This window comes from Mesorhizobium sp. M1088 (assembly GCF_040318575.1).
GTDB lineage: Bacteria > Pseudomonadota > Alphaproteobacteria > Rhizobiales > Rhizobiaceae > Mesorhizobium.
This window is the reverse complement of the sequence record NZ_JAMYMO010000003.1, coordinates 105,956-127,444: the sequence shown is the minus strand read 5'-3', so window position 1 is coordinate 127,444 and position 21,489 is coordinate 105,956. Positions and strand designations below refer to the sequence as shown.

The window sequence follows — 21,489 nt, the reverse complement described above, 5'->3', positions numbered from 1 at the left end:
TTGCCCGGCATTTTGCTCGGACAGTCGCAAGGAAGTACCGTGCTGAAAAGCTGGCCGCCGGGGCGGTTGGGTCGAGTTCCCAGCGACCAGCCGTGTTACCGCCCGTTACGGCCGATCAGAAGCTCAAGGCCTAGTCGGCCTTGGCGATATGCCAGACGCCGCCGACACCCTCGCCGGTCACGTCGCCGGCCTTCTTGTCCTTGATGAACGTGTAGAGCGGCTTACCTTCGTAGGCCCACATCCTGGTGCCGTCGGTGCGGTCGACGATCGTCCACTCGCTCTCGGCCTTGGCGTTGGCGTCAGCCTTCAGCGGCGGCCAATTGGCGGCGCATTTGTCGTAGCAGTTCGACTTGCCCGCCTCGTCCTTGTCGTAGGTGTAGAGCGTCATGCCGCTGGCGTCGGTGTAGATCTTGGTGCCGCCGACCTCCGCTTCCTTCCACGCCTCGGCAGCGAAGGATGCGGCAGTGCCGAGCAAAAGCGCGGCCATGCCAATTGCGATCGTTTTCATGGACTTCTCCCTGGGTCATTTCGAAAAGCGTGCGGAACAACGCAGTTTCGTTTGATCAACGCTGCCTGGCTGCCCTTTCTTCCCGGGCGGGCGCCGACTTGCTACCCAATGTGATGGGGCCACGCGATGGTGATTGGCGGACGGCTGTTGTCGCGGCTATATGGCTGCGCAGTCATCGGGAGACGGAAATGGCATTGGACGTCGGCTATGTCAGTGCGATCGGGGCGGGAGCAATTTCCTTCCTGTCCCCCTGCGTGCTGCCGCTGGTGCCGCCTTACCTGTGCTATATGGCCGGCGTGTCGGTCGACGATTTCCGCGGCGAGGCCGGCATTACGGCAAAGGCCGGCGCGCGAGGCGCGCTGATTAATTCCTCAATCGCCTTCGTGCTCGGCTTCTCGACCGTCTTCGTCGCGCTCGGCGCCGGCGCCTCGACCATCGGCCATTTGCTGCGAGTCTGGCAGGAGCCGCTGGCAATGGCGGCAGGCGTGCTGATCATCCTGATGGGGCTGAATTTCCTCGGCGTACTGCGCATCCCTTTGCTTTCACGCGAGGCGCGCTTCCAGTCACAAGGCAAGCCGGCCAGCCTGATCGCCGCTTACGTCATGGGCCTGGCCTTCGCCTTTGGCTGGACGCCCTGTATCGGCCCGGTGCTGGGGCCGATCCTGACGCTTGCCGGCGGCCGCGAGACGGTGGGCGAGGGCGCGCTGCTGCTCGCCGCCTATTCGCTCGGCCTCGGTATTCCCTTCCTCGTTGCGGCGCTGTTTTCAGGCGCCTTCATGCGCTTTCTCGGGAAATTCCGCGTCCATCTCGGCCGCGTCGAAAAGGCCATCGGCGCGTTGCTGGTGGTCGCCGGCGTGTTTTTCCTGACCGGCGGCGTGCAGGCGGTGTCCTATTGGTTGCTCGAGAATTTTCCGGTGCTGGGGCAATTGGGATAGGTTTGCCGCCCGACATGGGTCTGTTCAGCCTTCGAAATAGCCCGGCTGGTCGATATCAGCGATCAGCCCGGGTCCGCTCGGCTGCCACCCCAGCAGCGCCTGGGTCCGTTCGCTCGAGGTCGGGACATCCATCGCCGCGAACATAGCGAACCAGCCAAAATGATCGGCGGCTTCTTCCGCGGACTTGGCGACGACCGGCACGTTCAGGCGCCGGCCGATCACGCCGGCGATGTCCTTGAACGGCACGCCTTCTTCGGCGATCGCGTGATATCGCCCGCCATCGGCTCCATGCTCGAGCGCAAGCCGGTAAACGCGGGCGGCATCGAACCGATGCACGGCAGGCCAGCGATTGAGCCCTTCGCCGATATAGGCCGACACGCCCTTCTTGCGAGCGAGGTCGATGAGAATAGGAACAAAAGCGTGGTCGCCTTGGCCATGGACCGACGGAGGAAGGCGCACAACCGACGCGCGCACGCCGCGTGCCGCCAGCGCGGCGGCTGTCGCTTCGGAGGCGCGGGGATACGAAGCGGAAGATGGGACAGGCGCATCTTCCTCGGTCGCGATACGGCCCCGCGCCTGGAGCGCGGTCCCGGAGGTGACGAGCAGGGGCCGCTCGGAGCCTTCGAGTGCACCGCCCAAGGCCTCGATGGCGCGCCGGTCCATCTCGCAATTTTGCGCGAATTTCGAGAAGTCGTGGTTGAAGCCGGTATGGATCACTCCATCAGCTGCCGCTGCGCCCCTGCTGAGGCTTTCGAGGGCTTCGAGGTCACCTCGATGCACCTCGGCTCCGGTGGCTGCAAGCGACTTGGCCGACGCCGCCGAGCGGGCGAGGCCGAGCACCTGATGGCCGGCGCCGATGAGTTCTTGAACGACGGCAGAACCGACGAATCCGGTCGCTCCGGTAACGAAAACACGCATCACGACTTCTCCTGTCCGTTTCTGGCCACGACCATTTTCGCGGCTCAGTTGTGTCGTGATAGGCGCTTGAGAAAATACGATCTATGCGGCAAAGTCCGTATTATCTTCGCAATCGTCCGGAATGACCTGTGGATCCCCTTTCAGATGTGCTCTCGCTGCTGAAGCCGCGAAACTATATGTCGGCCGGCTTCGATGCTGGTGGTGAATGGTCGATCCAGTTCCCCGACCAGCAGCAAAGCATCAAGACCGGAGCGGTGGTCTCCGGCCGGTGCTGGCTGTCTGTGGAGGGTGTTGCTGACGCAGTGCGCCTTGAGACGGGAGACAGCTTCTTGCTGCCGAGTGGACGGCCTTTCCGCCTTGCAAGCGACATGAGCTTGACGCCTGTTGAAGCCGTCAAGATTTTTCCGCCTGCGCGAGCCGGCGGTGTTGTGACCCACAATGACGGTGGTGATTTCTTTCTGGTCAGCAGCCGCTTCGCGCTTGGCGGCAATCATGCCGGCATGCTGTTGCGGATGCTGCCAGCCATTGTGCATATCCGCAAAGAGTCGGACCAGTCGGCGCTGCGCTGGTCTGTGGAGCGGATGATGCAGGAGCTGCGCGAGCCGCAGCCGGGCGGCTTTCTGATGATCCAGCACCTCGCCCACATGATGCTGGTTCAGGCGCTGCGGCTGCATCTTTCGGAAGGATTGAAAGGTGGCATCGGCTGGCTCTTTGCCCTCGCGGACAAACAGATCGGCGCGGCGATCAGCGCCATGCATGACGATCCGGCGCATGGCTGGACGCTACAGGAACTGGCGGAACGGGCCGGCATGTCGCGATCGACCTTTGCGCTCAGATTCAAGGAGACGGTTGGCGCGTCGCCGATGGACTATTTGACGCGCTGGCGAATGCTGCTGGCTGGCGACCGGCTGACGAATTCCAGCGATCCCGTCGCCGTCATAGCGCTTTCGCTCGGCTACGAATCCGAAAGCGCCTTCAGCACAGCCTTCAAGCGGGTCATGAACTGTTCGCCACGGCAATACGGCCGTGGCCGAGCCCCCAGCTTCGCATCACGCAACGAGGCGGAAGCCGCCTGAGCCGATCGGCTTGAGCGTGTCGCGGGTTGGAGGTTCCACCGTCTCACCGGAATTTAACCGCATTGGTGCAGCATGGCGCCGGTGCTACTAACGCTTCGATTCCAGACCCCTTTCAACGGTTGCTGTCCCCATGAGCCAGAGATCCTGCCTGTCCATCATCCTCGCCGCCGGTGAAGGCACGCGCATGAAGAGTGCAGTGCCGAAAGTGCTGCACACAATCGCGGGCCTGCCGATGGCTGCCCATGTCGTCAAGGCGGCCGAAGCCGCCGGCAGCGGCGAATTGGCGCTGGTGATCGGCCATGGCGCCGATGAGATGCGCAAGGCTGCACTCAAGTTTGCGCCGAAGGCCGAGGCTTTCGTTCAGGAAAAACGTCTAGGCACCGCGCACGCCGTGCTTGCCGCACGTGCAGCAATATCAAAAGGTTATGACGATATCTTGGTGATGTTTGGCGACACGCCGTTGATCGATCCGGAAGCGCTCGCGGCGGCGAGGCTGAAGCTGGCGGAAGGTGCGGCCGTCGTCGTGGTCGGCTTCCGTACGGAAAATCCTTCGGGCTACGGCCGGCTTATCGAAAAGGCCGGCAAGCTCGTGGCCATCCGCGAGGAGAAGGACTGCTCGGACGAGGAGAAAAAGATCACCTTCTGCAATGGCGGGCTGATGGCGGTCGCCGGCAGGCACGCGCTGAAGCTGCTCGATCAAGTCGGCAGCAAGAACGCCAAGGGCGAGTATTATCTCACCGACATCGTCGAGATCGCCGCTGCCCAGGGACTTGATGTCGTCGCCACCGAAGCCAGTTTCGAGAACGCGCTCGGCATCAACAACCGTGCCGAGCTTGCCCAGGCGGAAGGTATCTGGCAGCAGCGCCGGCGGCGCGAGGCGATGCTTTCTGGCGTTACGCTGATCGCGCCCGAAACTGTGTTCTTCTCGCACGACACCGAGATCGGCGCCGATACGATCGTCGAACCCAATGTCTGGTTCGGGCCGGACGTGAAAATCGCGACGGGGGTCAAGATCCATGCCTTCAGCCATATCGAAGGCGCCACCATCGCGTCGAATTGCGATGTCGGGCCGTTCGCGCGGCTGCGGCCCGGGGCCGATCTGAGAACCAAGGCCAAGGTCGGCAATTTCTGCGAGGTCAAGCAGGCGATCGTCGAGGAGGGCGCGAAGGTCAACCATCTGACGTATATCGGCGATGCCCGCATCGGTGCCGGCGCCAATATCGGCGCCGGCACCATCACCTGCAATTATGACGGCTATTCGAAATTCTTCACCGATATCGGCGAGGGCGCCTTCATAGGCTCAAACTCCTCGCTGGTGGCGCCGGTGTCGATCGGCAAGGGCGGCTACATCGCCTCGGGCAGCGTCATTACCGAAAGCGTACCCGACGATGCGCTGGCTTTCGGCCGCGCCCGCCAGCGGACTCTACCCGGCAAGGGCAAGGAGTTGCGAGAGCGTTTTTCTCAGGCCGCGGCGGCCCGCAAAAAAGGGTAGACTAGCGGAACTCGGCGACAAGCTGGATTTCGCCAACAATTGCATCGTTGAAGGCCGACAGGTCTTCGGCCGGGATCCAGTATTCCAGATGCGCCCGGCTGCCGGCATGCTGGACGCTGTAACGATCCAGAAAGCTGCGACGCACCTCGAAACGCGTCACGAAACCTGATCCGCTCGCGGGCACGTTCCAGTCTCGGGCGATCTGGGTGGCATAGGCCTCGCTGGTAACCGGATAGAAGATCGGCTGATCGGCAAGTCGAGGAGGAAAGGCGCGCATCCCTGCCCTCTGGATCAACTCCAGTTCGCGGGGACCAACCGGACGCCAAAGCGTCACCGTGTCAATTCGTTCGTTCATAGCCGCATCATGTCTTTGACTGATTTCTGGAGCCGTTGAGCCGAGATAGGATACATAAGCGGAGAAACTGAGCAATTGCAGTAACCGGATTGCAAGTGCGCCCTGTCATGGTGCATCTGTGCAGGATAGTCCGGCTGATACCGGACGAAATGGAATGTGATTTTTCGCGACAGCCCGGCAGTCTCTAAATAGCGCCGGGTTTGAGGTCGGAATCGGGGGCAAGCGCCATGTGCGGTATCGTTGGAATTGTCGGTGACTCGCCGGTCGCGCCGCTTATCGTCGATGCGCTGAAAAGGCTCGAATATCGCGGCTATGACTCGGCCGGCGTCGCCACGATCGAGCACGGCAGGCTTGACCGCCGCCGCGCCGAGGGCAAGCTGGTCAATCTCGAGCGCCTGCTGAAGGACGAACCGCTCGACGGCATGATCGGCATCGGCCACACGCGCTGGGCCACGCATGGCGTTCCGAACGAGAGCAATGCGCATCCGCATTTTTCCGACGGCGTCGCCATCGTCCATAACGGCATCATCGAAAATTTCGCCGAATTGCGCGACGAGCTGATGCGCGACGGCTACAGCTTCGCCTCGCAGACCGATACCGAAGTCGTCGCTCATCTGGTGGCGCGCGAACTGGCCAAGGGGCTGAAGCCGGTTGAGGCGGCGCACAAGGCGCTGAAGCGGCTGGAAGGCGCCTTTGCGCTCGCCATCATGTTCAAGGGCGACGAGGATCTGATCGTCGGCGCGCGCAATGGCCCGCCGCTCGCGGTCGGTCATGGCGACGGCCAGATGTTCCTTGGCTCCGACGCCATTGCGCTTGCCCCTTTCACCAATTCGATCACCTATCTGGAAGACGGCGACTGGGCGGTGGTGCGCCGCAACGAGGTCGATATCTTCGACATGGGCGGCAACAAGGTCGACCGCAAACGCCAACAGTCGCTCAGCACGAGCTTCATGGTCGACAAAGGCAACCGCCGCCATTTCATGGAAAAGGAAATCCATGAGCAGCCGGAAGTGATCTCGCACACGCTGGCGCATTATGTTGATTTCATCAGCGGCGTCTCGAAGCCGCTCGACCTGCCGTTCGATTTCGCCAAGATCGACCGGCTGGCGATCTCAGCCTGCGGCACCGCCTATCTCGCCGGGCTGATCAGCAAATACTGGTTCGAGCGCTATGCGCGGCTGCCGGTCGACATCGATGTCGCTTCGGAGTTCCGCTATCGCGAGATGCCGCTGTCGAAGAACGATGCCGCTTTCTTCATCTCGCAATCGGGTGAGACCGCCGACACGCTGGCGTCGCTGCGCTACTGCCGCAAGGCCGGCATGAAGATCGGCGCGGTCGTCAATGTGCGCGAATCGACCATGGCGCGCGAATCCGACGTCATCCTGCCGACATTGGCCGGCCCGGAGATCGGCGTCGCCTCGACCAAGGCGTTCACCTGCCAGCTTTCCGTGCTGGCCTCGCTGGCGGTGCGGGCCGGCGTGGCGCGCGGAACGATTTCGCAGGAGCAGGAGAAAACGCTGATACGCGAGCTGTCGGAAGCGCCGCGTTATGCCAACCAGGTGCTAAAGCTCGACGGGCAGATCGAAAAGATCGCGCGCGACCTCTCGCACTACAAGAACGTGCTTTATCTCGGCCGCGACACCAATTTTCCGCTGGCCCTGGAAGGCGCGCTGAAGCTCAAGGAAATTTCCTATATCCACGCCGAAGGCTATGCCGCCGGCGAGTTGAAACACGGCCCGATCGCGCTGATCGACGAGAACATGCCCGTCATCGTCATCGCCCCGCATGACCGTATCTTCGAAAAGACCGTCTCGAACATGCAGGAGGTGGCGGCGCGCGGCGGCAAGATCATCCTGATCACCGACAGCAAGGGCGCCGCGCACGCCACGGTGAAGACGATGGAGACGATCGTTTTGCCGGACGTGCCGGAAATCATCTCGCCGATCATCTACGCACTGCCGATCCAGATGCTCGCCTATTTCACCGCCGTGTTCATGGGCACGGATGTCGACCAGCCGCGCAATCTGGCGAAATCGGTAACGGTGGAATGATCGGTTTCCAAACGGCTGCCGATAGGGTCCAGCGACAATTTAGTATCAGTTATTGATACGTATTTCTTGCACCCTGTCTTGTATCAATGTATGATACAAGACGAGGGCAGAAGTTGATCGTTTCGTTCAAAGGCAAAGCGGTGGAAGCGGTTGCCGAGGGGAAGACTCCGAAAGGTTTTCCACCGGATCTGGTTGCCCGTGGCGAACGTCGTCTTCGAGCGATCGAAAACGCCGCACAATTGGTCGACCTTCGATCGCCACCCGGAAATCGCCTTGAAGCCCTGAAAGGGAGCAGAGCTGGGCAGCATTCAATTCGTATCAACGACCAATGGCGTATCTGCTTCAAATGGACCAACGCTGGCGCCGAAGAGGTGAAGATCGTCGACTACCATTGAGCGGGCACTTGCCCTAAACCCTTGAGGTCTCTGAACCATGCTCAAGTTCGTACGTCCAATTCACCCCGGAGAGTTCCTGCGCGAGGAATATCTCGTCCCGCTCGGTATGAGTGCCGGTGCGTTGGCGAAGAAGCTCAATCTTCCTCGTACCCGTATCGAACGCATTGCCAAGGAAGAGATCGGCCTGACTCCTGATACCGCGCTTCGCCTCGCCAGGTTCTTCAACACCACGCCGGAATTCTGGATGAATTTTCAGCAGGCTTATGAACTTGAAACCGAGGCGAAGAAACTCGCACCGGAGCTCGAGAAGATCGAACCGCTGGAAGCCGCGGCATAGTTGATCTTTTAAAAACTTCGCCATTCCAAAGCGCCTTGGGGTTCAGTAGTGTCGCGCTGCAAACACACGCTGCGGTGAACCATGTCGGATGCTCTCAAGACCTCAGGCATGACCCGGCTGAGAAACTATTTCCTGACCGGCTTCGTCGTTTGCGCGCCGCTGGCGATTACCGCCTACATTGCCTGGTCGCTGATCGGCTGGGTCGATTCCTGGGTGAAACCCTACATTCCGGTACGCTACAATCCGGACACGTACCTGCCGTTTCCAGTGCCGGGTTTTGGGCTGATCGTTGCCCTGATCCTCATCACCTTCATCGGCTTTATGACTGCAAATATCGTTGGCCGCGCCATCGTCAACTTCGGCGAGCGCCTGCTTGGCCGCATGCCGCTGGTGCGCGGCATCTACCGTTCGCTGAAGCAGATTTTCGAGACAGTGCTGTCGAACAAGGGCGACATGTTCCGGCAGGTCGGGTTGGTCGAATATCCGCGCAAAGGGGTCTGGTCGCTTGTCTTCGTCGCCAGCGAGAAGGAAACCGAGATCAACCAGAAGCTCGACCGGGAAGGCGATCCGCTGATTGCCGTGTTCATGCCGTGTACGCCCAACCCGACGACCGGCTTTCTGATGTATGTGCCGAAATCCGACATTGTGCTGCTCGACATGACAATCGAGGACGGAGCCAAGCTGATCGTGTCGGCCGGCCTGGTGGCGCCAGCTGTCAAAATGGTGACGGTGAACGGCGAGCATATCCACGGCGCGCTTGCCAATCCTCCGCTCGACACGATGCCTCAGCCGGCACGCAGGAGCCGCACGGCCTCGTCGCGGCCGAACAGATAGAGCAACAGGCGCAGCGCCGTGCCGCGTTCGGACTGCAGTTCCGGATCGCGCGACAGGATCAGCCGCGCATCGTCGCGAGCGGCCTCGAGCAGGTCGGCATGCACCTCGATGCGCGCCACCTGGAAGCCCGGCGTGCCAGACTGGCGAGTGCCGAGCAACTCGCCTTCGCCGCGCAGCTTCAGATCCTCTTCGGCGATACGGAAGCCGTCCTCGGTCTCGCGCATCACCGACAAACGGCGTTTTGCCGTCTCGCCGAGCGGGTCCTTGTAGAGCAGCACACAGGATGAAGGCTTGTCGCCACGCCCGACCCGGCCACGCAATTGGTGCAACTGGGCGAGGCCAAAACGCTCGGCATGCTCGATGACCATGATCGTCGCATCAGGCACATCGACGCCGACCTCGATGACGGTGGTGGCGATCAGGATACGGGTGTCGCCCTGCTTGAAGGCGCGCATCGCCTCGTCTTTGTCGGTGCCTTTCATGCGGCCGTGCACCAGGCCGATGCGGTCGCCGAACAGCGGCTTCAGCGAGGCAAAACGGTCCTCGGCCGACATCAGCTTGATCTCCTCGGATTCCTCGATCAGCGGACAGATCCAGTAGATTTTCTGGCCATCGGCGACGGCGTCGAGCATGCGTCCGATCAGTTCGTCGAGCCGTTCAAGCGGCAAGGTGACGGTGCGGATCGGCTGGCGGCCGGCCGGCTTTTCCGTCAGCTTCGACACATCCATGTCGCCGAATGCAGTCAGCACCAGCGTCCGCGGTATCGGCGTTGCTGTCATCACCAGCATGTCGGGCGCATCGCCCTTGGCGGTAATGGCAAGGCGCTGATGGACGCCGAAACGGTGCTGCTCGTCGACGACGGCGAACACGAGGTCACGGAACGTCACCGTTTCCTGGAACAGCGCATGGGTGCCGACGACGATGTCGATGTCACCATTGGCCAGCCCGGTCAGCGTGTCGGCACGCTCGCGGCCCTTTTCGCGACCTGTGAGGACGGCGACACGCAGGCCGGCCCGTTCCGCCAACGGCGCAATTGTTGCCAGATGCTGGCGCGCCAGGATTTCGGTCGGCGCCATCAATGCCGCCTGGCCGCCGGCCTCGACGGCACGCGCCATGGCAAGCAGCGCGACCACCGTCTTGCCGGAGCCGACATCGCCCTGCAAAAGGCGCAGCATGCGTTCGGGGTCACCGAGATCGGCGTTGATTTCGGCAAGCGCCATTTCCTGCGACATGGTCAGCGAATAGGGGAGTGCCACGCGCAGTTGTTCGACTATGCGGCCGTCGCCGACCAATGGCCGGCCAGATAATCGGCGGACCTTGGCCCGCACCAGCGCCAGCGATACCTGGCCGGCCAAGAACTCGTCATAGGCAAGGCGCCGCCACGCTGCGCCGTCGACAGAGACGTCGATCGGGTCGGCAGGATTGTGGATGCGGTTGAGCGCATCGCTGAAAGCAGGAAAGGCATGGCGGCGCCGGAACTCACCGTCCTGCCATTCGGGTAGCACCGGCAGGCGGGCCAGCGCCTGGCCGATGGCCCGGCGCAGCACCTTGCCCGAGAGCCCGGCGGTCAGCGGATAGACCGGCTCGACCAGCGGCAGGTTTTCCGCGTCACCGGCAAGTGCGATATGGTCGGGGTGAACCATGGTCGGGCGGCCGTTGAACCATTCCATGCGGCCGGAGACGACGACATGCTCGCCTACGGGCATTGCTTTTTCGAGATAGGCGGCATGGGCATGGAAGAAGGTCAGCGCGATCTCGCCGGTGTCGTCATGGGCGTAGACCCGGTACGGGACCGACCTGTTGCCGCGTGGCGGCGGCTGGTGGCGGTCGATGCGGACGTCGAGCGTAACGATGGCGCCTTCCGCCGAGCCGGCGATGCCAGGCCGGTTGCGGCGGTCGATGACAGTATGCGGCAGCACGAACAAGAGATCCCCGGCGCGCGCGGCCCGGTCGCCGAGGTCGGCTGCTACGACTTTTTCGATCAGGGCGCCAACTTTTGGCCCGACCCCGGCAAGCGAGGTGATCGGGACAAACAGCGGATCGAGGAGGGAGGGACGCATGATGTCAGCTTATGTTGCGGCGACTGTCGCGCAAGGCTGACACCGCCTTCTATCCACGCTATATGCGCCGCCTGGGCAAGGATATTGCAAGATGACCGGAACGAAACGATCAAGCGAGGGCCTCGATGCCCGCCGCCGCAAGCTTCTGTTTCGTTCGTGGCACCGCGGCATGCGCGAGATGGACCTTATACTCGGCAGCTTCGCCGATGCCGAGATCGGCGCCTTGACCGGCGACGAAATCGACCAATATGAGAGGCTCCTCGACATTCCCGACACCGAATTCCTGCCTCTCGTCACTGGCGAACGCCCGGTTCCGGCGGATATCGACTGTACCGTCCTGCAAAAAATCCTGGCTTCGCGCCGGGAGATGACCTTCTGAACAACGTGTAGCCATGAGCCTTATCCCTACGATCGGTCTGCCGAAAGGCCGCGCCGGCCAGTTCATCGTCGATGGCGTCGCCGACGGCTACGAAGCCTTTGCGCTGGTGCAGGCTGCGCACGAGATCGCCCCTGACAAGCCGGTGCTGTTCGTGGCGCGCGACGGCCAGCGCCTGCCGGCGATCGTCGAGGCGCTTGCCTTTGCCGCGCCGGGCCTGCCGGTGCTGGAACTGCCGGCCTGGGACTGCCTGCCTTACGACCGCGTCTCGCCCGGCGCCGACGCCGCCGCAAGGCGGCTCGATGCGCTGGCAGCGATGATCGCGCTGGCGAAGAAGCCGCACCGCGCCGTCATTCTCACCACCGCGAATGCCTTGCTTCAACGCATTCCGCCGGCGGAACTCGTCGAGGCGCAGACCTTTCACGCCAAGCCCGGCAACCAGATCGACATGAACGCGCTGGTGTCACGGCTGGAGACTTCCGGCTTCGAGCGGGTGCCGACGGTGCGCGGCATCGGCGAATTTGCGGTGCGCGGCGGCATTCTCGATCTCTTCGCGCCCGGCTGGACGGAGGCACTGCGCCTCGATTTCTTCGGCGATACGCTGGAATCGATCCGCGTCTTCGACACCGCAACCCAGCGCACCATCGGCCAACGCAAATCGATGGCGCTGCAGGCGATGAGCGAGGTGGCGCTGACGCCGGAAACCATCAGCCGCTTCCGCCGCGCCTACATCGAAGCCTTTGGCGCGCCCTCCCGCGACGATGGGCTCTATGCGGCGGTCAGCGAGGGCAGGCGGTTTGCCGGCATGGAGCACTGGCTGCCGTTCTTCTATGAGCGGCTGGAAACCGTCTTCGATTACCTGCCGGATGCGCCCGTGGTGTTTGATCATCTGGCGCATGAGGCACTGGCCGAGCGCCACACTCTGATCCTCGATCATTACGAGGCGCGCAAAAAACAGGCCGACGGCGCCTTGAAGGATGCCGTGCCCTACAAGCCGGTGTCGCCGGATCAGCTTTATCTGTCGCCCGAGAACCTGATTGCCTCGCTTGGTCCGCGCGAAGCGATCGACTTCACCTCCTTCGACGCGCCCGATGCCGGTGCGAAAAAGGTGTTCCATGCCGGCTCGCGCCATGGCCGCAGCTTCGTCGAGGAACGCGCCGACCCTAACGCCAACGTCTTCGACGTCGTCGTCAAACACATTTCCGACGAGCGCGCTGCACGCCGCCGTGTCGTCGTCGCCGGCTGGACTGAAGGTTCGCTCGACCGGCTCGGCCAGATCCTGGTCGAGCATCACCTTGGCAATCTGGAGCCGGTGGCGACGCTTGCCGAAGCCGAAAGGCTTGAGCCAGGGCAGGCGGCCCTGGCCGTGCTGCCGCTCGAATCCGGCTTCGAGACCGAGAAACTGGTCGTCGTCGCCGAGCAGGACATTCTCGGCGACCGGCTGATCCGGCGCTCGAAGCGCAAGAAGCGCGCGTCCGACTTCATCGCCGAGGCTTCGGCATTGTCTTCAGGCGATATCGTCGTGCATGCCGACCATGGCATTGGCCGCTTCATCGGGCTGCGCACCATCGAGGCGGTCGGTGCGCCGCACGATTGCCTTGAAATCCACTATGCCGGCGACGATCGGCTGTTCTTGCCGGTGGAAAACATCGAGCTGCTGTCGCGCTATGGCTCGGATTCGGCCGAGGCGACGCTCGACAAGCTTGGCGGCGGCGCCTGGCAATCGCGCAAGGCACGGCTGAAGCAACGTCTGCTCGACATGGCCGGGCAGCTGATCCGCATCGCCGCCGAGCGACAAATGCGGGCCGCACCGGCGCTGGTGCCGGCGGAAGGCCTCTATGGCGAGTTTGCGGCGCGTTTCCCCTATGAAGAAACCGACGACCAGCAAACGGCAATCGATTCGGTCATGGGTGATCTGGGCGCGGGAAAGCCGATGGATCGGCTGATCTGCGGCGATGTCGGCTTCGGCAAGACCGAAGTCGCGCTTCGTGCCGCCTTCATCGCGGCGATGGAAGGCTTTCAGGTCGCGGTGGTGGTGCCGACGACATTGTTGTCGCGCCAGCATTTCAAGACCTTCTCGCAGCGCTTCTCCGGCCTGCCGATCCGCGTCGCCCAGGCCTCGCGGCTGGTCGGCGCCAAGGAACTGGCCGAGACCAAGAAGGGCGTCGCCGAAGGCCAAGTCGACATTGTCATCGGCACGCACGCACTGCTCGGCTCCTCGATCTCGTTCAAGAATCTCGGCCTGCTGATCATCGACGAGGAGCAGCATTTCGGCGTCAAGCACAAGGAGCGGCTGAAGGATCTCAAGACCGACGTCCACGTTCTGACGCTGTCGGCGACGCCGATCCCGCGAACGCTTCAGCTTGCCTTGACCGGGGTGCGTGAGCTGTCGCTGATCGCCACGCCGCCGGTCGATCGCATGGCCGTGCGTACCTTCATCTCCCCTTTCGATCCGCTGGTCATCCGCGAGACGCTGCTGCGCGAGCGCTACCGTGGCGGCCATTCCTTCTACGTCGTACCGCGTATCAGCGATCTCACGGAAATCCATGATTTCCTGCGCGAATCCGTGCCTGAGCTGAAAGTGGCGGTGGCCCACGGCCAGATGCCGCCCGGCGAGCTCGACGATATCATGAATGCCTTTTATGACGGCCAGTACGATGTGCTTTTGTCGACCACCATCGTCGAATCCGGCCTCGATATACCGACCGCCAATACGCTGATCGTACACCGCGCCGACATGTTCGGCCTGTCTCAGCTCTATCAGTTGCGTGGCCGCGTCGGCCGTTCGAAGGTGCGCGCCTATGCGCTGTTCACTCTGCCCGCCAACCGCAAGCTAACCGATACAGCCGAGCGTCGGCTGAAAGTGCTGCAATCGCTCGATACGCTAGGCGCCGGTTTCCAGCTGGCCAGCCACGACCTCGACATCCGCGGCGCCGGCAATCTGCTTGGCGAAGAGCAGTCGGGCCACATCAAGGAGGTCGGCTTCGAGCTCTACCAGCAGATGCTGGAGGAGGCGGTGGCCGAAGTGAAGGATTCCGGCGAGGTGCAGGACGGCGGCTGGTCGCCGCAGATCGCCGTCGGCACGGCGGTGATGATCCCGGAAAGCTACGTCCCGGATCTGCAGCTCAGGCTGGCGCTCTATCGCCGTCTTGGCGATCTCGAAAATACGGAAGAGATCGATGCTTTCGGCGCCGAGCTGATCGACCGGTTCGGACCGTTGCCGGAAGAGGTAAAGCATCTGTTGAAGATCGTCTTCATCAAGGCGCTTTGCCGCAAGGCCAACGTGGAGAAGCTCGACGCCGGGCCGAAAGGTGTCGTCGTCCATTTCCGCAAGCGGGAATTCCCCAATCCGGTCGGGCTGGTCAAGCTCATCGGCGAACAGGGCTCGCTGGCCAAGATCCGACCCGACCAGAGCGTCGTCTTCAGCCGTGACTGGGCGACGCCCGAGAAGCGGCTGGCTGGCTCAGCGGTTGTCATGACGCAGCTGGCGCGGCTGGTGGAGAAGGCGGCGTAGCAGCGCGTGGCTGGTGCTCTGGGCACAGCCGCATCGGCACTTTCGCAGTGCCGTGCTCATTCGCCACGCGACCACTTCCGGTCTAGAATAGGAAATCGGCTTCGTGTATGGAGCCGCGACCCCATATGGGGCGGATTGGCGGGCGATGGCGTCCGTGTGAAAGAGCGTTAGGTGCTTCGATGACGAAATGGTCGCCGAATTCGTGGAGAGCCAAGCCGATCCAGCAGGTTCCTGCCTATCCGGATCTTGCCGCGCTGAGGAACACGGAAGCCCAGCTTGCCACGTTTCCGCCGTTGGTTTTTGCAGGTGAGGCACGCAAGCTGAAGAAGCAGCTTGCAGCCGTCGCTGCCGGTGACGCATTCCTTCTGCAGGGCGGCGATTGCGCCGAGAGCTTCGCCGAGCATGGCGCCGACAATATCCGCGACTTCTTCCGCGTCTTCCTGCAGATGTCGGTGGTGCTGACCTTCGCCGGCGCCCAGCCGGTGGTGAAGGTCGGCCGTGTCGCCGGCCAGTTCGCCAAGCCGCGCTCGTCCGACAATGAGACCAAGGGCGGTGTAACGCTGCCGAGCTATCGCGGCGACATCATCAATGGCATCGAGTTCGACGCCAAGTCGCGCATTCCCGATCCTGCAAGACAGGAGATGGCGTACCGCCAGTCGGCGGCGACGCTCAACCTTTTGCGTGCCTTCGCCCAGGGCGGCTACGCCAGCCTGGAGAACGTGCATCAATGGATGCTCGGCTTCGTGTCCGACAGCCCGCAGGGCGAGAAATACGAATCGCTCGCCAACCGCATCACCGAGACGATGGACTTCATGAAGGCCGTCGGCATCACCTCGGAGACCAATTACGCGCTGCGCGAGACGGATTTCTACACCAGCCACGAAGCGTTGCTGCTCGGCTACGAGGAGGCGCTGACCCGCGTCGATTCGACCTCCGGCGACTGGTACGCCACCTCTGGCCACATGATCTGGATCGGTGATCGCACGCGCCAACCCGACCATGCGCATGTCGAATATTGCCGCGGCATCAAGAACCCGCTCGGGCTGAAATGCGGTCCGTCGCTGACGCCGGATGGCCTGTTGCAGCTCATCGACCTGCTCAATCCGGAGAACGAGCCCGGCCGGCTGACGCTGATCGCCCGCTTCGGCTCCGACAAGGTTGCCGACCATCTGCCCAAACTGGTGCGCGCGGTGCAGAAGGAAGGCCGCAGCGTGGTGTGGTCGTCCGATCCGATGCATGGCAATACGATCGAGGCCGCCGGCTACAAGACACGGCCGTTCGACCGCATCCTGAAGGAAGTGCAGACCTTCTTCGAGGTGCACCGCGCCGAAGGCACGCATCCGGGCGGCATCCACATCGAGATGACCGGCAAAAACGTCACCGAGTGCACCGGTGGTGCCCGCGCCATCACCGCCGAAGAACTGCAGGACCGCTACCACACCCATTGCGATCCGCGCCTCAATGCCGATCAGGCGATCGAGTTGGCGTTCCTGGTCTCCGATCTGCTCAAGAAGACCCATCCGGTCCAGCACAAGCAGGCCGTTAACGGCTGATATGATCTGAACTTTGATGTCATTGAAGAAGCGCCGGGCGAAAACCGGCGCTTTTTGTATTCAATCCCGCCGGTGTCGCATTTGCTCGTGCCTAACGCGCGCAAAACTGGAATCCTGCCAGGCGATGGCAATTGCATCGGGAGGCCGACATGGCTGACAGTCACACCGGATCATGCTTGTGCGGGGCAGTGCGGTTCAAGACACGAGGACCGCTACGCGGTGTCATCTACTGCCATTGCTCGCAGTGCCGGAAGCAGAGCGGGCATTTTTATGCGGCGACCAACGTTGCCGACCGCGACATTACAATCACCGGCGCGGAGAGCATCACCTGGTACGAGGCCTCTTCGTTCGCCAGGCGCGGCTTCTGCAAGACATGCGGCTCTCTGTTGTTCTGGAAGCCGAGCGATGACGGCTATGTTTCGGTGATGGCAGGGCTGTTCGACGCGCCAACTAGGCTCCAAGGCGAATGTCATATCTTCGTCGGCGACAAGGGCGATTATTACGCCATCGATGACGGGCTGCCGCAGTTCGAGAAGTCGACGCCGTCGATCAAGGTGGCAGACGGCTGATTCTTTGCAGAGGCCGCCTTATTCCCTTGGTCCAGCCATTGCGCTATCCCCTGCCGGTGATTCCGAAGGGTTTTGGCATGCAGCGACTGATCGACGCTTTTTACAATTCGGTGCGGGCGTTTCGCAAACTGGCCGCCGGCGAGGAGGCCTTCCAGCTGGAGCTGATGCTGCTCGTGCTTGCCTTGCCGCTCGGCTGGTTCCTTTCGGAATCGTGGCGCGGCTATGCGTTGCTGATCGGCGCGGTGCTGCTCATGATCATGATCGAGGTGCTGAACACCGGCATCGAGGCGGCATGCGACGCGTTCAGCCGCGAATTCAACGTCGATATCCAACTGGCCAAGGATTGCGGTTCGCTGGCGGTGCTGATTTCGGTGGTGATCGCTGCCGGGGTATGGGGCGTCGCCGTCATCGAGCGGATCCTCGGGGTACCGATCTGACGTTTCAGACACTACATGCCGGTCAACTGAGGGGCCCGACATGGCCGATACCACCGGATTTCTGTTGCTTGAACGTGACGGCCTGCCGGACGATCTGCACTGGCTGGTCGAAAAATTTCCGCGCGAGGACTGGCAGGCGCATGCCAATATCCACGGCATAGCCAATATGTGGCTGCAGCGGCACGACATGTTCCGCGAGCTTGGCGGCATGCTCACCAATGGTATCGGCGATTATCGAGAAAGTAGGCTGAACGCGCCGGAATTCGCGCGCTGGTTCGCGCCGCGCCTCAACCATTTCCTCGGCAATCTCGACGGCCATCACAATGTCGAGGACCATCATTATTTCCCGGTCTTCGCCAGGGCCGAGACCCGTCTGAAGCGCGGCTTCGAGATTCTCGATGCCGATCACCACACAATCCATGAGGGACTGGAGCGCAATGCCGAGGCGGCAAATGCCTTCATCCGCACGCTTCAGGAGAGCGAAGACAAACAGCGTTTCGCCGCCGATGCCTATGCCGACGAGAACGGCCGGTTGATCGCCATGTTGACCCGGCATCTTGCCGACGAGGAAGACCTGATCATTCCGCTGATCCTCGAGAAGGGTGATCGTGCGCTCGGCATTGATTGACGATGATTGACGATCAGCTTCCCTTGTGGAGTTCCTTCTTGGCGACGATATGGGCCGCGAGCCAGCCGAGGATGGCCACAACGAGGCCGATTGCCAGAGCGATCAGTAATCGCTCGTGACGAGCCAGCGCTTGGCCGACGATGTGCTCCGCGCCCAGCCCGAAGACATAACCGACAGTGCAGAACAGTGCCGCCCAGACCACCGATGAGATGGCGTTGAGGATGACGAAGCGCGCCGCCGCAATGCCCGACAGCCCGGCGGCGATGCCGCCGACCAGGCGGAGGCCATAGATGTAGCGGTTCGACAGCACGAAAATGTTGGGATGAGAGGTGACAAGGCGGTAGGCGTGGCTGAAGCCCGGCCGGGCTCGGAGCCTGATCACGAATTTATGGTCGGCGAAGCTCCGTCCCAAGATGAAGAAGAACGTGTCGCCACCGAAGGCGCCGAGCGCGGCTGCGAGAAACGCCTGCCACGGGATGAAGACATGCTGATGCGCAAAAAAACCGCCAAGAATTGCGGCGCTTTCGCCCTCTGCGACGCAGCCCAGAAAAACCGCGACCAATCCATATTGCTCAATGAGACGATGGATGACTTCCGTCATGAAGACGTTCGCTGCTTCGACAGAATGTCGTCGATGCGCTTCACCTGCTCGGCCAGCCGGGCGATCTCGTCTCGCATGCCGATGATCTGGCTGTGGCGCAGTTCGTCGAGCTTTTCGTGTAACGCCATGATCTCGATCTCGGCCTTGAGATTAACCTCATAGTCGTGGGCGGCGTCGATTCGATCGCGCTCCGTCTGGCGGTTTTGCGCCATCATGATCACTGGCGCCTGCAGGGCGGCAACCATGGAAAGCACGAGATTGAGGAAGATGAAGGGATAGGGATCGAAGGCGGCGCGCGACAAGAGCCAGACATTGCCTGCCGTCCACAGGATCAGGAAGCCAATGAATGCCAGGATGAAGGACCAAGAGCCGCCGATCCGGGCGATGGTGTCGGCCAGGCGATCTCCAAACGTCTGGTGAAAGGCGACGGCCTTGTTGGTGTCCTTGGAGATCGTGGTGCGCTCGAGCGTAGATTGCAGTACCCGGCTTTCGAGCGCGCTGAGGCCGTCCGGCTTTCGCTTCAGCCAGCGGCTTGCCAGGTCCTCGATCGTTTTGTTCATCGTCGCCTCCGTCGTCCGCGATGAGGTAGAAGCTGCCGGTTCCTACGGGAAGTGGTAGATTGACGCGATGGGGTCAGGAAACAATGGTGGATTTTCAGAAAATTCGCGCCCGTGCAGCGAAGCGCAAAGGCGGTGAGGCAGCGCTGACGTCGCTGCTGGGTCCTATGCCCGACAATGCCGCGGTGGCAAAGATTGCGGACGACCGGATCCTGTCGACTATGGCCGAGCGGGTTTTTGCCGCCGGCTTTGTCTGGCGCGTCCGACCGTAGTCTTTTGGACATAGGGAGGGCCTTGCAACGGCGTGGGTTTAACCTACATGCGTCCGAAGGATGCTAACCACATGAATTATAATGACAAAGTTATGATAGAAAATCTCAGAACAATTGAAAGTTTTGAGCCGGCCAAGCGTATGGCTCTGAGCTATGCACGTGTATCGAGACTGATTCAGGCTGAAGGTGATGGGCTTAGGCGGCAAAAAAGTTTGAACGATGAAGGTTGCGAACGGTTTGGTGTGACCATCGCCACCAAACATCAAATGACAGACATGGGATTGTCAGCTTACCGGGGCAAAAATCTGGAATCCGGTGCCCTTGGTGCACTCTTGAAAGAGGCAGAAGCGGGCAGATTTCCAGATGGCACAATCCTGTTCGTGGAGTCGCTTGACCGTATCAGCCGTGCGAAGCCGGAAGACGCATTGCGGCTGTTCCTACAGATCATCAACACCGGGCTGGTGGTGGTCACAACGATTGACTGGCAAGAGTACCGAACCGGCCAAATGGATATGATGAAGCTGTTCGGTTCCATCATGATCATGTCGGCAGCGCATGAGGAGTCAGCCAAAAAAGAGTTCCGGACCAAACAGAGCTATGCCGAGCGATACGCCAAAGCAGCCGCTACCGGTGTTTTGCCACGGCAGAGCATGTTTGGATGGCTGACCAAAGACCCGGTGACAGGATTGGCCGTGTTGGATGGTGTGCGCAAGCCAGAGATTGTGCGACGCATTTTTGACATGTGCCTGAACGGTTGTGGTCTGCCCAAAATCGCCAAGACGCTGAATGCAGCCGGTGAAAAGCCTTTTGCGATGGACAAGAAAACTAAGGGCCGTGCGACGTATTGGACGGTTGCGAACGTCGCACACATTTTGAAATCCAAGGCAGTGTACGGGGATTACCATCGCAAGAATGGTGAAGTGCTGATTGGGATTTTTCCAGAGGTGGTTTCGAAGGAAGATTTCTATCGGGCACAAGCCGCCATGACGTCCCGTTTGAAGGTTGGCAGAGGCAGAAAGGGGGAAGCCTATTCGAACCTGTTCGGTGGCATTGCCAAGTGTCACTATTGCGGGGAACCCATGACGATCAGGAACCCTAAAAAGGGCAGGGCCATACAGTTCTATTGCAAGGGGTCGTTGGTGGGTAAGTGCACGGACGCAGCCCCATGGAACTACGAACGGTTTGAAAAATCGTTCCTGTCATTCGTGGCCGAAATCGATTTGCAGGCCATCATCCATGGCGGCACAGGATCACGCCAAGGCACCATCACTCAACAGATACAGCAACTGGAAGGCGAAGGGATTGCTATTTTTAAATCCCAACAAGCCTTCATTGGAATGATCGAACAGGACGCAGTGCTAGGAGATTCGTTGAGGCCTTCCATGGTGAAGAACGCCACCAAGCTGAAAGCCGTCGGCGAACAGATTGCGGCGTTGGAAATCGAGCGGAACAAAATCCAGTCAGAACAGCAGGCGGCCAGTGATGGCAACCGGATTGCCTTTCCAAAGGTAGGAACTGGACCCGGTGACGTGACGATGGCCGAACTGTGTCTGCTACGAACAAAGGCGGCTGAGCACATCAGGACCATTGTGGAATGCATCGAACTGGACCGGCCACACTTGACCAACCGGGCTAGGAAAGCAGCGCAGAGCGAACCTAACGAAGCTGGTAAGGCGTTGTGGATGGATTACGCCAAGCGGGTTGCGAACAGTCGGGACGCATTGGATTCAAAATATCTGGTGCGTTTCAAGGGTGGCGCATCACGCTTGATCTATCCAGATAACCGGGATGCCACAGAGTCATTTGTCGTAGCCAACATGGGCCTTGAAGGTGACAGGTCCAAGCTACCCCAAGCCACAAGAACCATTGAACAATTTGCAGAAGCCCGGATGGCGTGATGATGAACTGGTCAAACATCGAGTTCGCCCGTTCGCCCACCTTGTCCGCTCCTTTCCTCGCCGCTGGTGACGTCGCAACCACGAACAGGCTTCTAGGCTGCCAAAGGCAGACGACCTACAAGT

The 21,489-nt window shown here is 61.3% G+C and carries 20 protein-coding genes and 1 pseudogene; 15 read left to right on the top strand and 6 right to left on the bottom strand.

Annotation, left to right across the window (positions count from 1 at the left end; genetic code table 11):
- Positions 1-130 precede the first annotated feature (130 nt).
- Complete coding sequence (locus NKH49_RS05280; protein ID WP_352540636.1) at positions 131-508, bottom strand: COG4315 family predicted lipoprotein; 378 nt, start codon at positions 506-508, stop codon at positions 131-133.
- Positions 509-696: 188 nt separating this feature from the next.
- Between NKH49_RS05280 and NKH49_RS05275 the strand changes: the two genes are divergently transcribed.
- Entirely contained in the window at positions 697-1,443 is a 747-nt protein-coding gene (locus NKH49_RS05275; protein ID WP_352471765.1) for a cytochrome c biogenesis CcdA family protein, read from the top strand.
- Positions 1,444-1,467: 24 nt separating this feature from the next.
- On the opposite strand, the gene NKH49_RS05270 is transcribed toward NKH49_RS05275, so the two are convergent.
- Complete coding sequence (locus NKH49_RS05270) at positions 1,468-2,361, bottom strand: SDR family oxidoreductase (RefSeq protein WP_352766709.1); 894 nt, start codon at positions 2,359-2,361, stop codon at positions 1,468-1,470.
- Positions 2,362-2,489: 128 nt separating this feature from the next.
- Between NKH49_RS05270 and NKH49_RS05265 the strand changes: the two genes are divergently transcribed.
- A complete protein-coding gene (locus tag NKH49_RS05265; protein WP_352925318.1) occupies positions 2,490-3,437 on the top strand; it encodes an AraC family transcriptional regulator in 948 nt (315 codons plus the stop codon).
- 130 nt (positions 3,438-3,567) lie between these two features.
- Positions 3,568-4,929, top strand: a complete 1,362-nt coding sequence (gene glmU / locus NKH49_RS05260) for a bifunctional UDP-N-acetylglucosamine diphosphorylase/glucosamine-1-phosphate N-acetyltransferase GlmU (RefSeq protein WP_352925316.1) — start codon at positions 3,568-3,570, stop codon at positions 4,927-4,929.
- A gap of 1 nt (position 4,930) precedes the next feature.
- On the opposite strand, the gene NKH49_RS05255 is transcribed toward glmU, so the two are convergent.
- Positions 4,931-5,284 carry a hypothetical protein gene (locus tag NKH49_RS05255; protein WP_023679968.1) on the bottom strand — a complete coding sequence of 118 codons (354 nt, stop codon included), beginning with the start codon at positions 5,282-5,284 and terminating at the stop codon, positions 4,931-4,933.
- 227 nt (positions 5,285-5,511) lie between these two features.
- On the opposite strand from NKH49_RS05255, the gene glmS reads away from it, so the two are divergent.
- The 4 genes from glmS (at position 5,512) to NKH49_RS05235 (ending at position 8,901) form a co-directional block, all read left to right on the top strand.
- On the top strand, positions 5,512-7,335 hold the full coding sequence (gene glmS / locus NKH49_RS05250; protein ID WP_352925314.1) for a glutamine--fructose-6-phosphate transaminase (isomerizing): 1,824 nt from the start codon (positions 5,512-5,514) through the stop codon (positions 7,333-7,335).
- Between the two features lie 113 nt (positions 7,336-7,448).
- A complete protein-coding gene (locus NKH49_RS05245; protein WP_352471757.1) occupies positions 7,449-7,730 on the top strand; it encodes a type II toxin-antitoxin system RelE/ParE family toxin in 282 nt (93 codons plus the stop codon).
- Positions 7,731-7,767: 37 nt separating this feature from the next.
- Positions 7,768-8,067, top strand: a complete 300-nt coding sequence (locus NKH49_RS05240; protein ID WP_031212869.1) for a HigA family addiction module antitoxin — start codon at positions 7,768-7,770, stop codon at positions 8,065-8,067.
- An 81-nt stretch (positions 8,068-8,148) separates the two neighbouring features.
- Entirely contained in the window at positions 8,149-8,901 is a 753-nt protein-coding gene (locus tag NKH49_RS05235) for a DUF502 domain-containing protein (protein ID WP_352471756.1), read from the top strand.
- Here the strand turns inward: NKH49_RS05235 and recG are convergent.
- Entirely contained in the window at positions 8,853-10,961 is a 2,109-nt protein-coding gene (gene recG, locus NKH49_RS05230; RefSeq protein WP_352471755.1) for an ATP-dependent DNA helicase RecG, read from the bottom strand. The genes NKH49_RS05235 and recG overlap by 49 nt on opposite strands.
- A gap of 91 nt (positions 10,962-11,052) precedes the next feature.
- On the opposite strand from recG, the gene NKH49_RS05225 reads away from it, so the two are divergent.
- The 6 genes from NKH49_RS05225 (at position 11,053) to NKH49_RS05200 (ending at position 18,038) form a co-directional block, all read left to right on the top strand.
- Entirely contained in the window at positions 11,053-11,340 is a 288-nt protein-coding gene (locus NKH49_RS05225; protein WP_352471754.1) for an FAD assembly factor SdhE, read from the top strand.
- A gap of 13 nt (positions 11,341-11,353) precedes the next feature.
- Complete coding sequence (gene mfd, locus NKH49_RS05220) at positions 11,354-14,851, top strand: transcription-repair coupling factor (RefSeq protein ID WP_352925311.1); 3,498 nt, start codon at positions 11,354-11,356, stop codon at positions 14,849-14,851.
- A gap of 179 nt (positions 14,852-15,030) precedes the next feature.
- Positions 15,031-16,404 carry a class II 3-deoxy-7-phosphoheptulonate synthase gene (locus NKH49_RS05215; protein ID WP_352471752.1) on the top strand — a complete coding sequence of 458 codons (1,374 nt, stop codon included), beginning with the start codon at positions 15,031-15,033 and terminating at the stop codon, positions 16,402-16,404.
- A 149-nt stretch (positions 16,405-16,553) separates the two neighbouring features.
- The gene (locus tag NKH49_RS05210) at positions 16,554-16,973 is read left to right on the top strand and encodes a GFA family protein (protein WP_352471751.1); all 420 of its coding nucleotides are present in this window, start codon (positions 16,554-16,556) and stop codon (positions 16,971-16,973) included.
- A gap of 77 nt (positions 16,974-17,050) precedes the next feature.
- On the top strand, positions 17,051-17,410 hold the full coding sequence (locus NKH49_RS05205) for a diacylglycerol kinase (protein ID WP_352925309.1): 360 nt from the start codon (positions 17,051-17,053) through the stop codon (positions 17,408-17,410).
- Between the two features lie 40 nt (positions 17,411-17,450).
- On the top strand, positions 17,451-18,038 hold the full coding sequence (locus NKH49_RS05200) for a hemerythrin domain-containing protein (RefSeq protein WP_352816417.1): 588 nt from the start codon (positions 17,451-17,453) through the stop codon (positions 18,036-18,038).
- Positions 18,039-18,051: 13 nt separating this feature from the next.
- On the opposite strand, the gene NKH49_RS05195 is transcribed toward NKH49_RS05200, so the two are convergent.
- A complete protein-coding gene (locus tag NKH49_RS05195) occupies positions 18,052-18,639 on the bottom strand; it encodes a DedA family protein (RefSeq protein WP_352502473.1) in 588 nt (195 codons plus the stop codon).
- Entirely contained in the window at positions 18,636-19,199 is a 564-nt protein-coding gene (locus NKH49_RS05190; RefSeq protein ID WP_023680015.1) for a DUF1003 domain-containing protein, read from the bottom strand. The genes NKH49_RS05195 and NKH49_RS05190 overlap by 4 nt, the downstream gene beginning before the upstream one ends.
- 83 nt (positions 19,200-19,282) lie before the next feature.
- Here NKH49_RS05190 and NKH49_RS05185 point away from each other — a divergent pair.
- Positions 19,283-19,459 (top strand): annotated as a pseudogene (locus NKH49_RS05185) (DNA-3-methyladenine glycosylase I); the annotation flags it as partial.
- A gap of 80 nt (positions 19,460-19,539) precedes the next feature.
- Positions 19,540-21,366, top strand: coding sequence for a recombinase family protein (locus NKH49_RS05180; RefSeq protein WP_352925306.1), 1,827 nt, complete (start codon positions 19,540-19,542; stop codon positions 21,364-21,366).
- The last annotated feature ends 123 nt before the right edge of the window (positions 21,367-21,489 follow it).

Excerpts from the sequence above, each read along its gene's own strand:
- NKH49_RS05215 (WP_352471752.1), top strand. The coding sequence starts at position 15,031 with ATGACGAAATGGTCGCCGAATTCGTGGAGAGCCAAGCCGATCCAGCAG.
- NKH49_RS05225 (WP_352471754.1), top strand. The coding sequence starts at position 11,053 with ATGACCGGAACGAAACGATCAAGCGAGGGCCTCGATGCCCGCCGCCGC.
- glmS (WP_352925314.1), top strand. The coding sequence starts at position 5,512 with ATGTGCGGTATCGTTGGAATTGTCGGTGACTCGCCGGTCGCGCCGCTT.
- NKH49_RS05200 (WP_352816417.1), top strand. The coding sequence starts at position 17,451 with ATGGCCGATACCACCGGATTTCTGTTGCTTGAACGTGACGGCCTGCCG.
- NKH49_RS05190 (WP_023680015.1), bottom strand. The coding sequence starts at position 19,199 with ATGAACAAAACGATCGAGGACCTGGCAAGCCGCTGGCTGAAGCGAAAG.
- glmU (WP_352925316.1), top strand. The coding sequence starts at position 3,568 with ATGAGCCAGAGATCCTGCCTGTCCATCATCCTCGCCGCCGGTGAAGGC.
- mfd (WP_352925311.1), top strand. The coding sequence starts at position 11,354 with ATGAGCCTTATCCCTACGATCGGTCTGCCGAAAGGCCGCGCCGGCCAG.
- NKH49_RS05210 (WP_352471751.1), top strand. The coding sequence starts at position 16,554 with ATGGCTGACAGTCACACCGGATCATGCTTGTGCGGGGCAGTGCGGTTC.
- NKH49_RS05280 (WP_352540636.1), bottom strand. The coding sequence starts at position 508 with ATGAAAACGATCGCAATTGGCATGGCCGCGCTTTTGCTCGGCACTGCC.
- NKH49_RS05195 (WP_352502473.1), bottom strand. The coding sequence starts at position 18,639 with ATGACGGAAGTCATCCATCGTCTCATTGAGCAATATGGATTGGTCGCG.
- NKH49_RS05275 (WP_352471765.1), top strand. The coding sequence starts at position 697 with ATGGCATTGGACGTCGGCTATGTCAGTGCGATCGGGGCGGGAGCAATT.
- NKH49_RS05240 (WP_031212869.1), top strand. The coding sequence starts at position 7,768 with ATGCTCAAGTTCGTACGTCCAATTCACCCCGGAGAGTTCCTGCGCGAG.
- NKH49_RS05270 (WP_352766709.1), bottom strand. The coding sequence starts at position 2,361 with ATGCGTGTTTTCGTTACCGGAGCGACCGGATTCGTCGGTTCTGCCGTC.
- recG (WP_352471755.1), bottom strand. The coding sequence starts at position 10,961 with ATGCGTCCCTCCCTCCTCGATCCGCTGTTTGTCCCGATCACCTCGCTT.
- NKH49_RS05235 (WP_352471756.1), top strand. The coding sequence starts at position 8,149 with ATGTCGGATGCTCTCAAGACCTCAGGCATGACCCGGCTGAGAAACTAT.
- NKH49_RS05205 (WP_352925309.1), top strand. The coding sequence starts at position 17,051 with ATGCAGCGACTGATCGACGCTTTTTACAATTCGGTGCGGGCGTTTCGC.
- NKH49_RS05255 (WP_023679968.1), bottom strand. The coding sequence starts at position 5,284 with ATGAACGAACGAATTGACACGGTGACGCTTTGGCGTCCGGTTGGTCCC.
- NKH49_RS05180 (WP_352925306.1), top strand. The coding sequence starts at position 19,540 with ATGAATTATAATGACAAAGTTATGATAGAAAATCTCAGAACAATTGAA.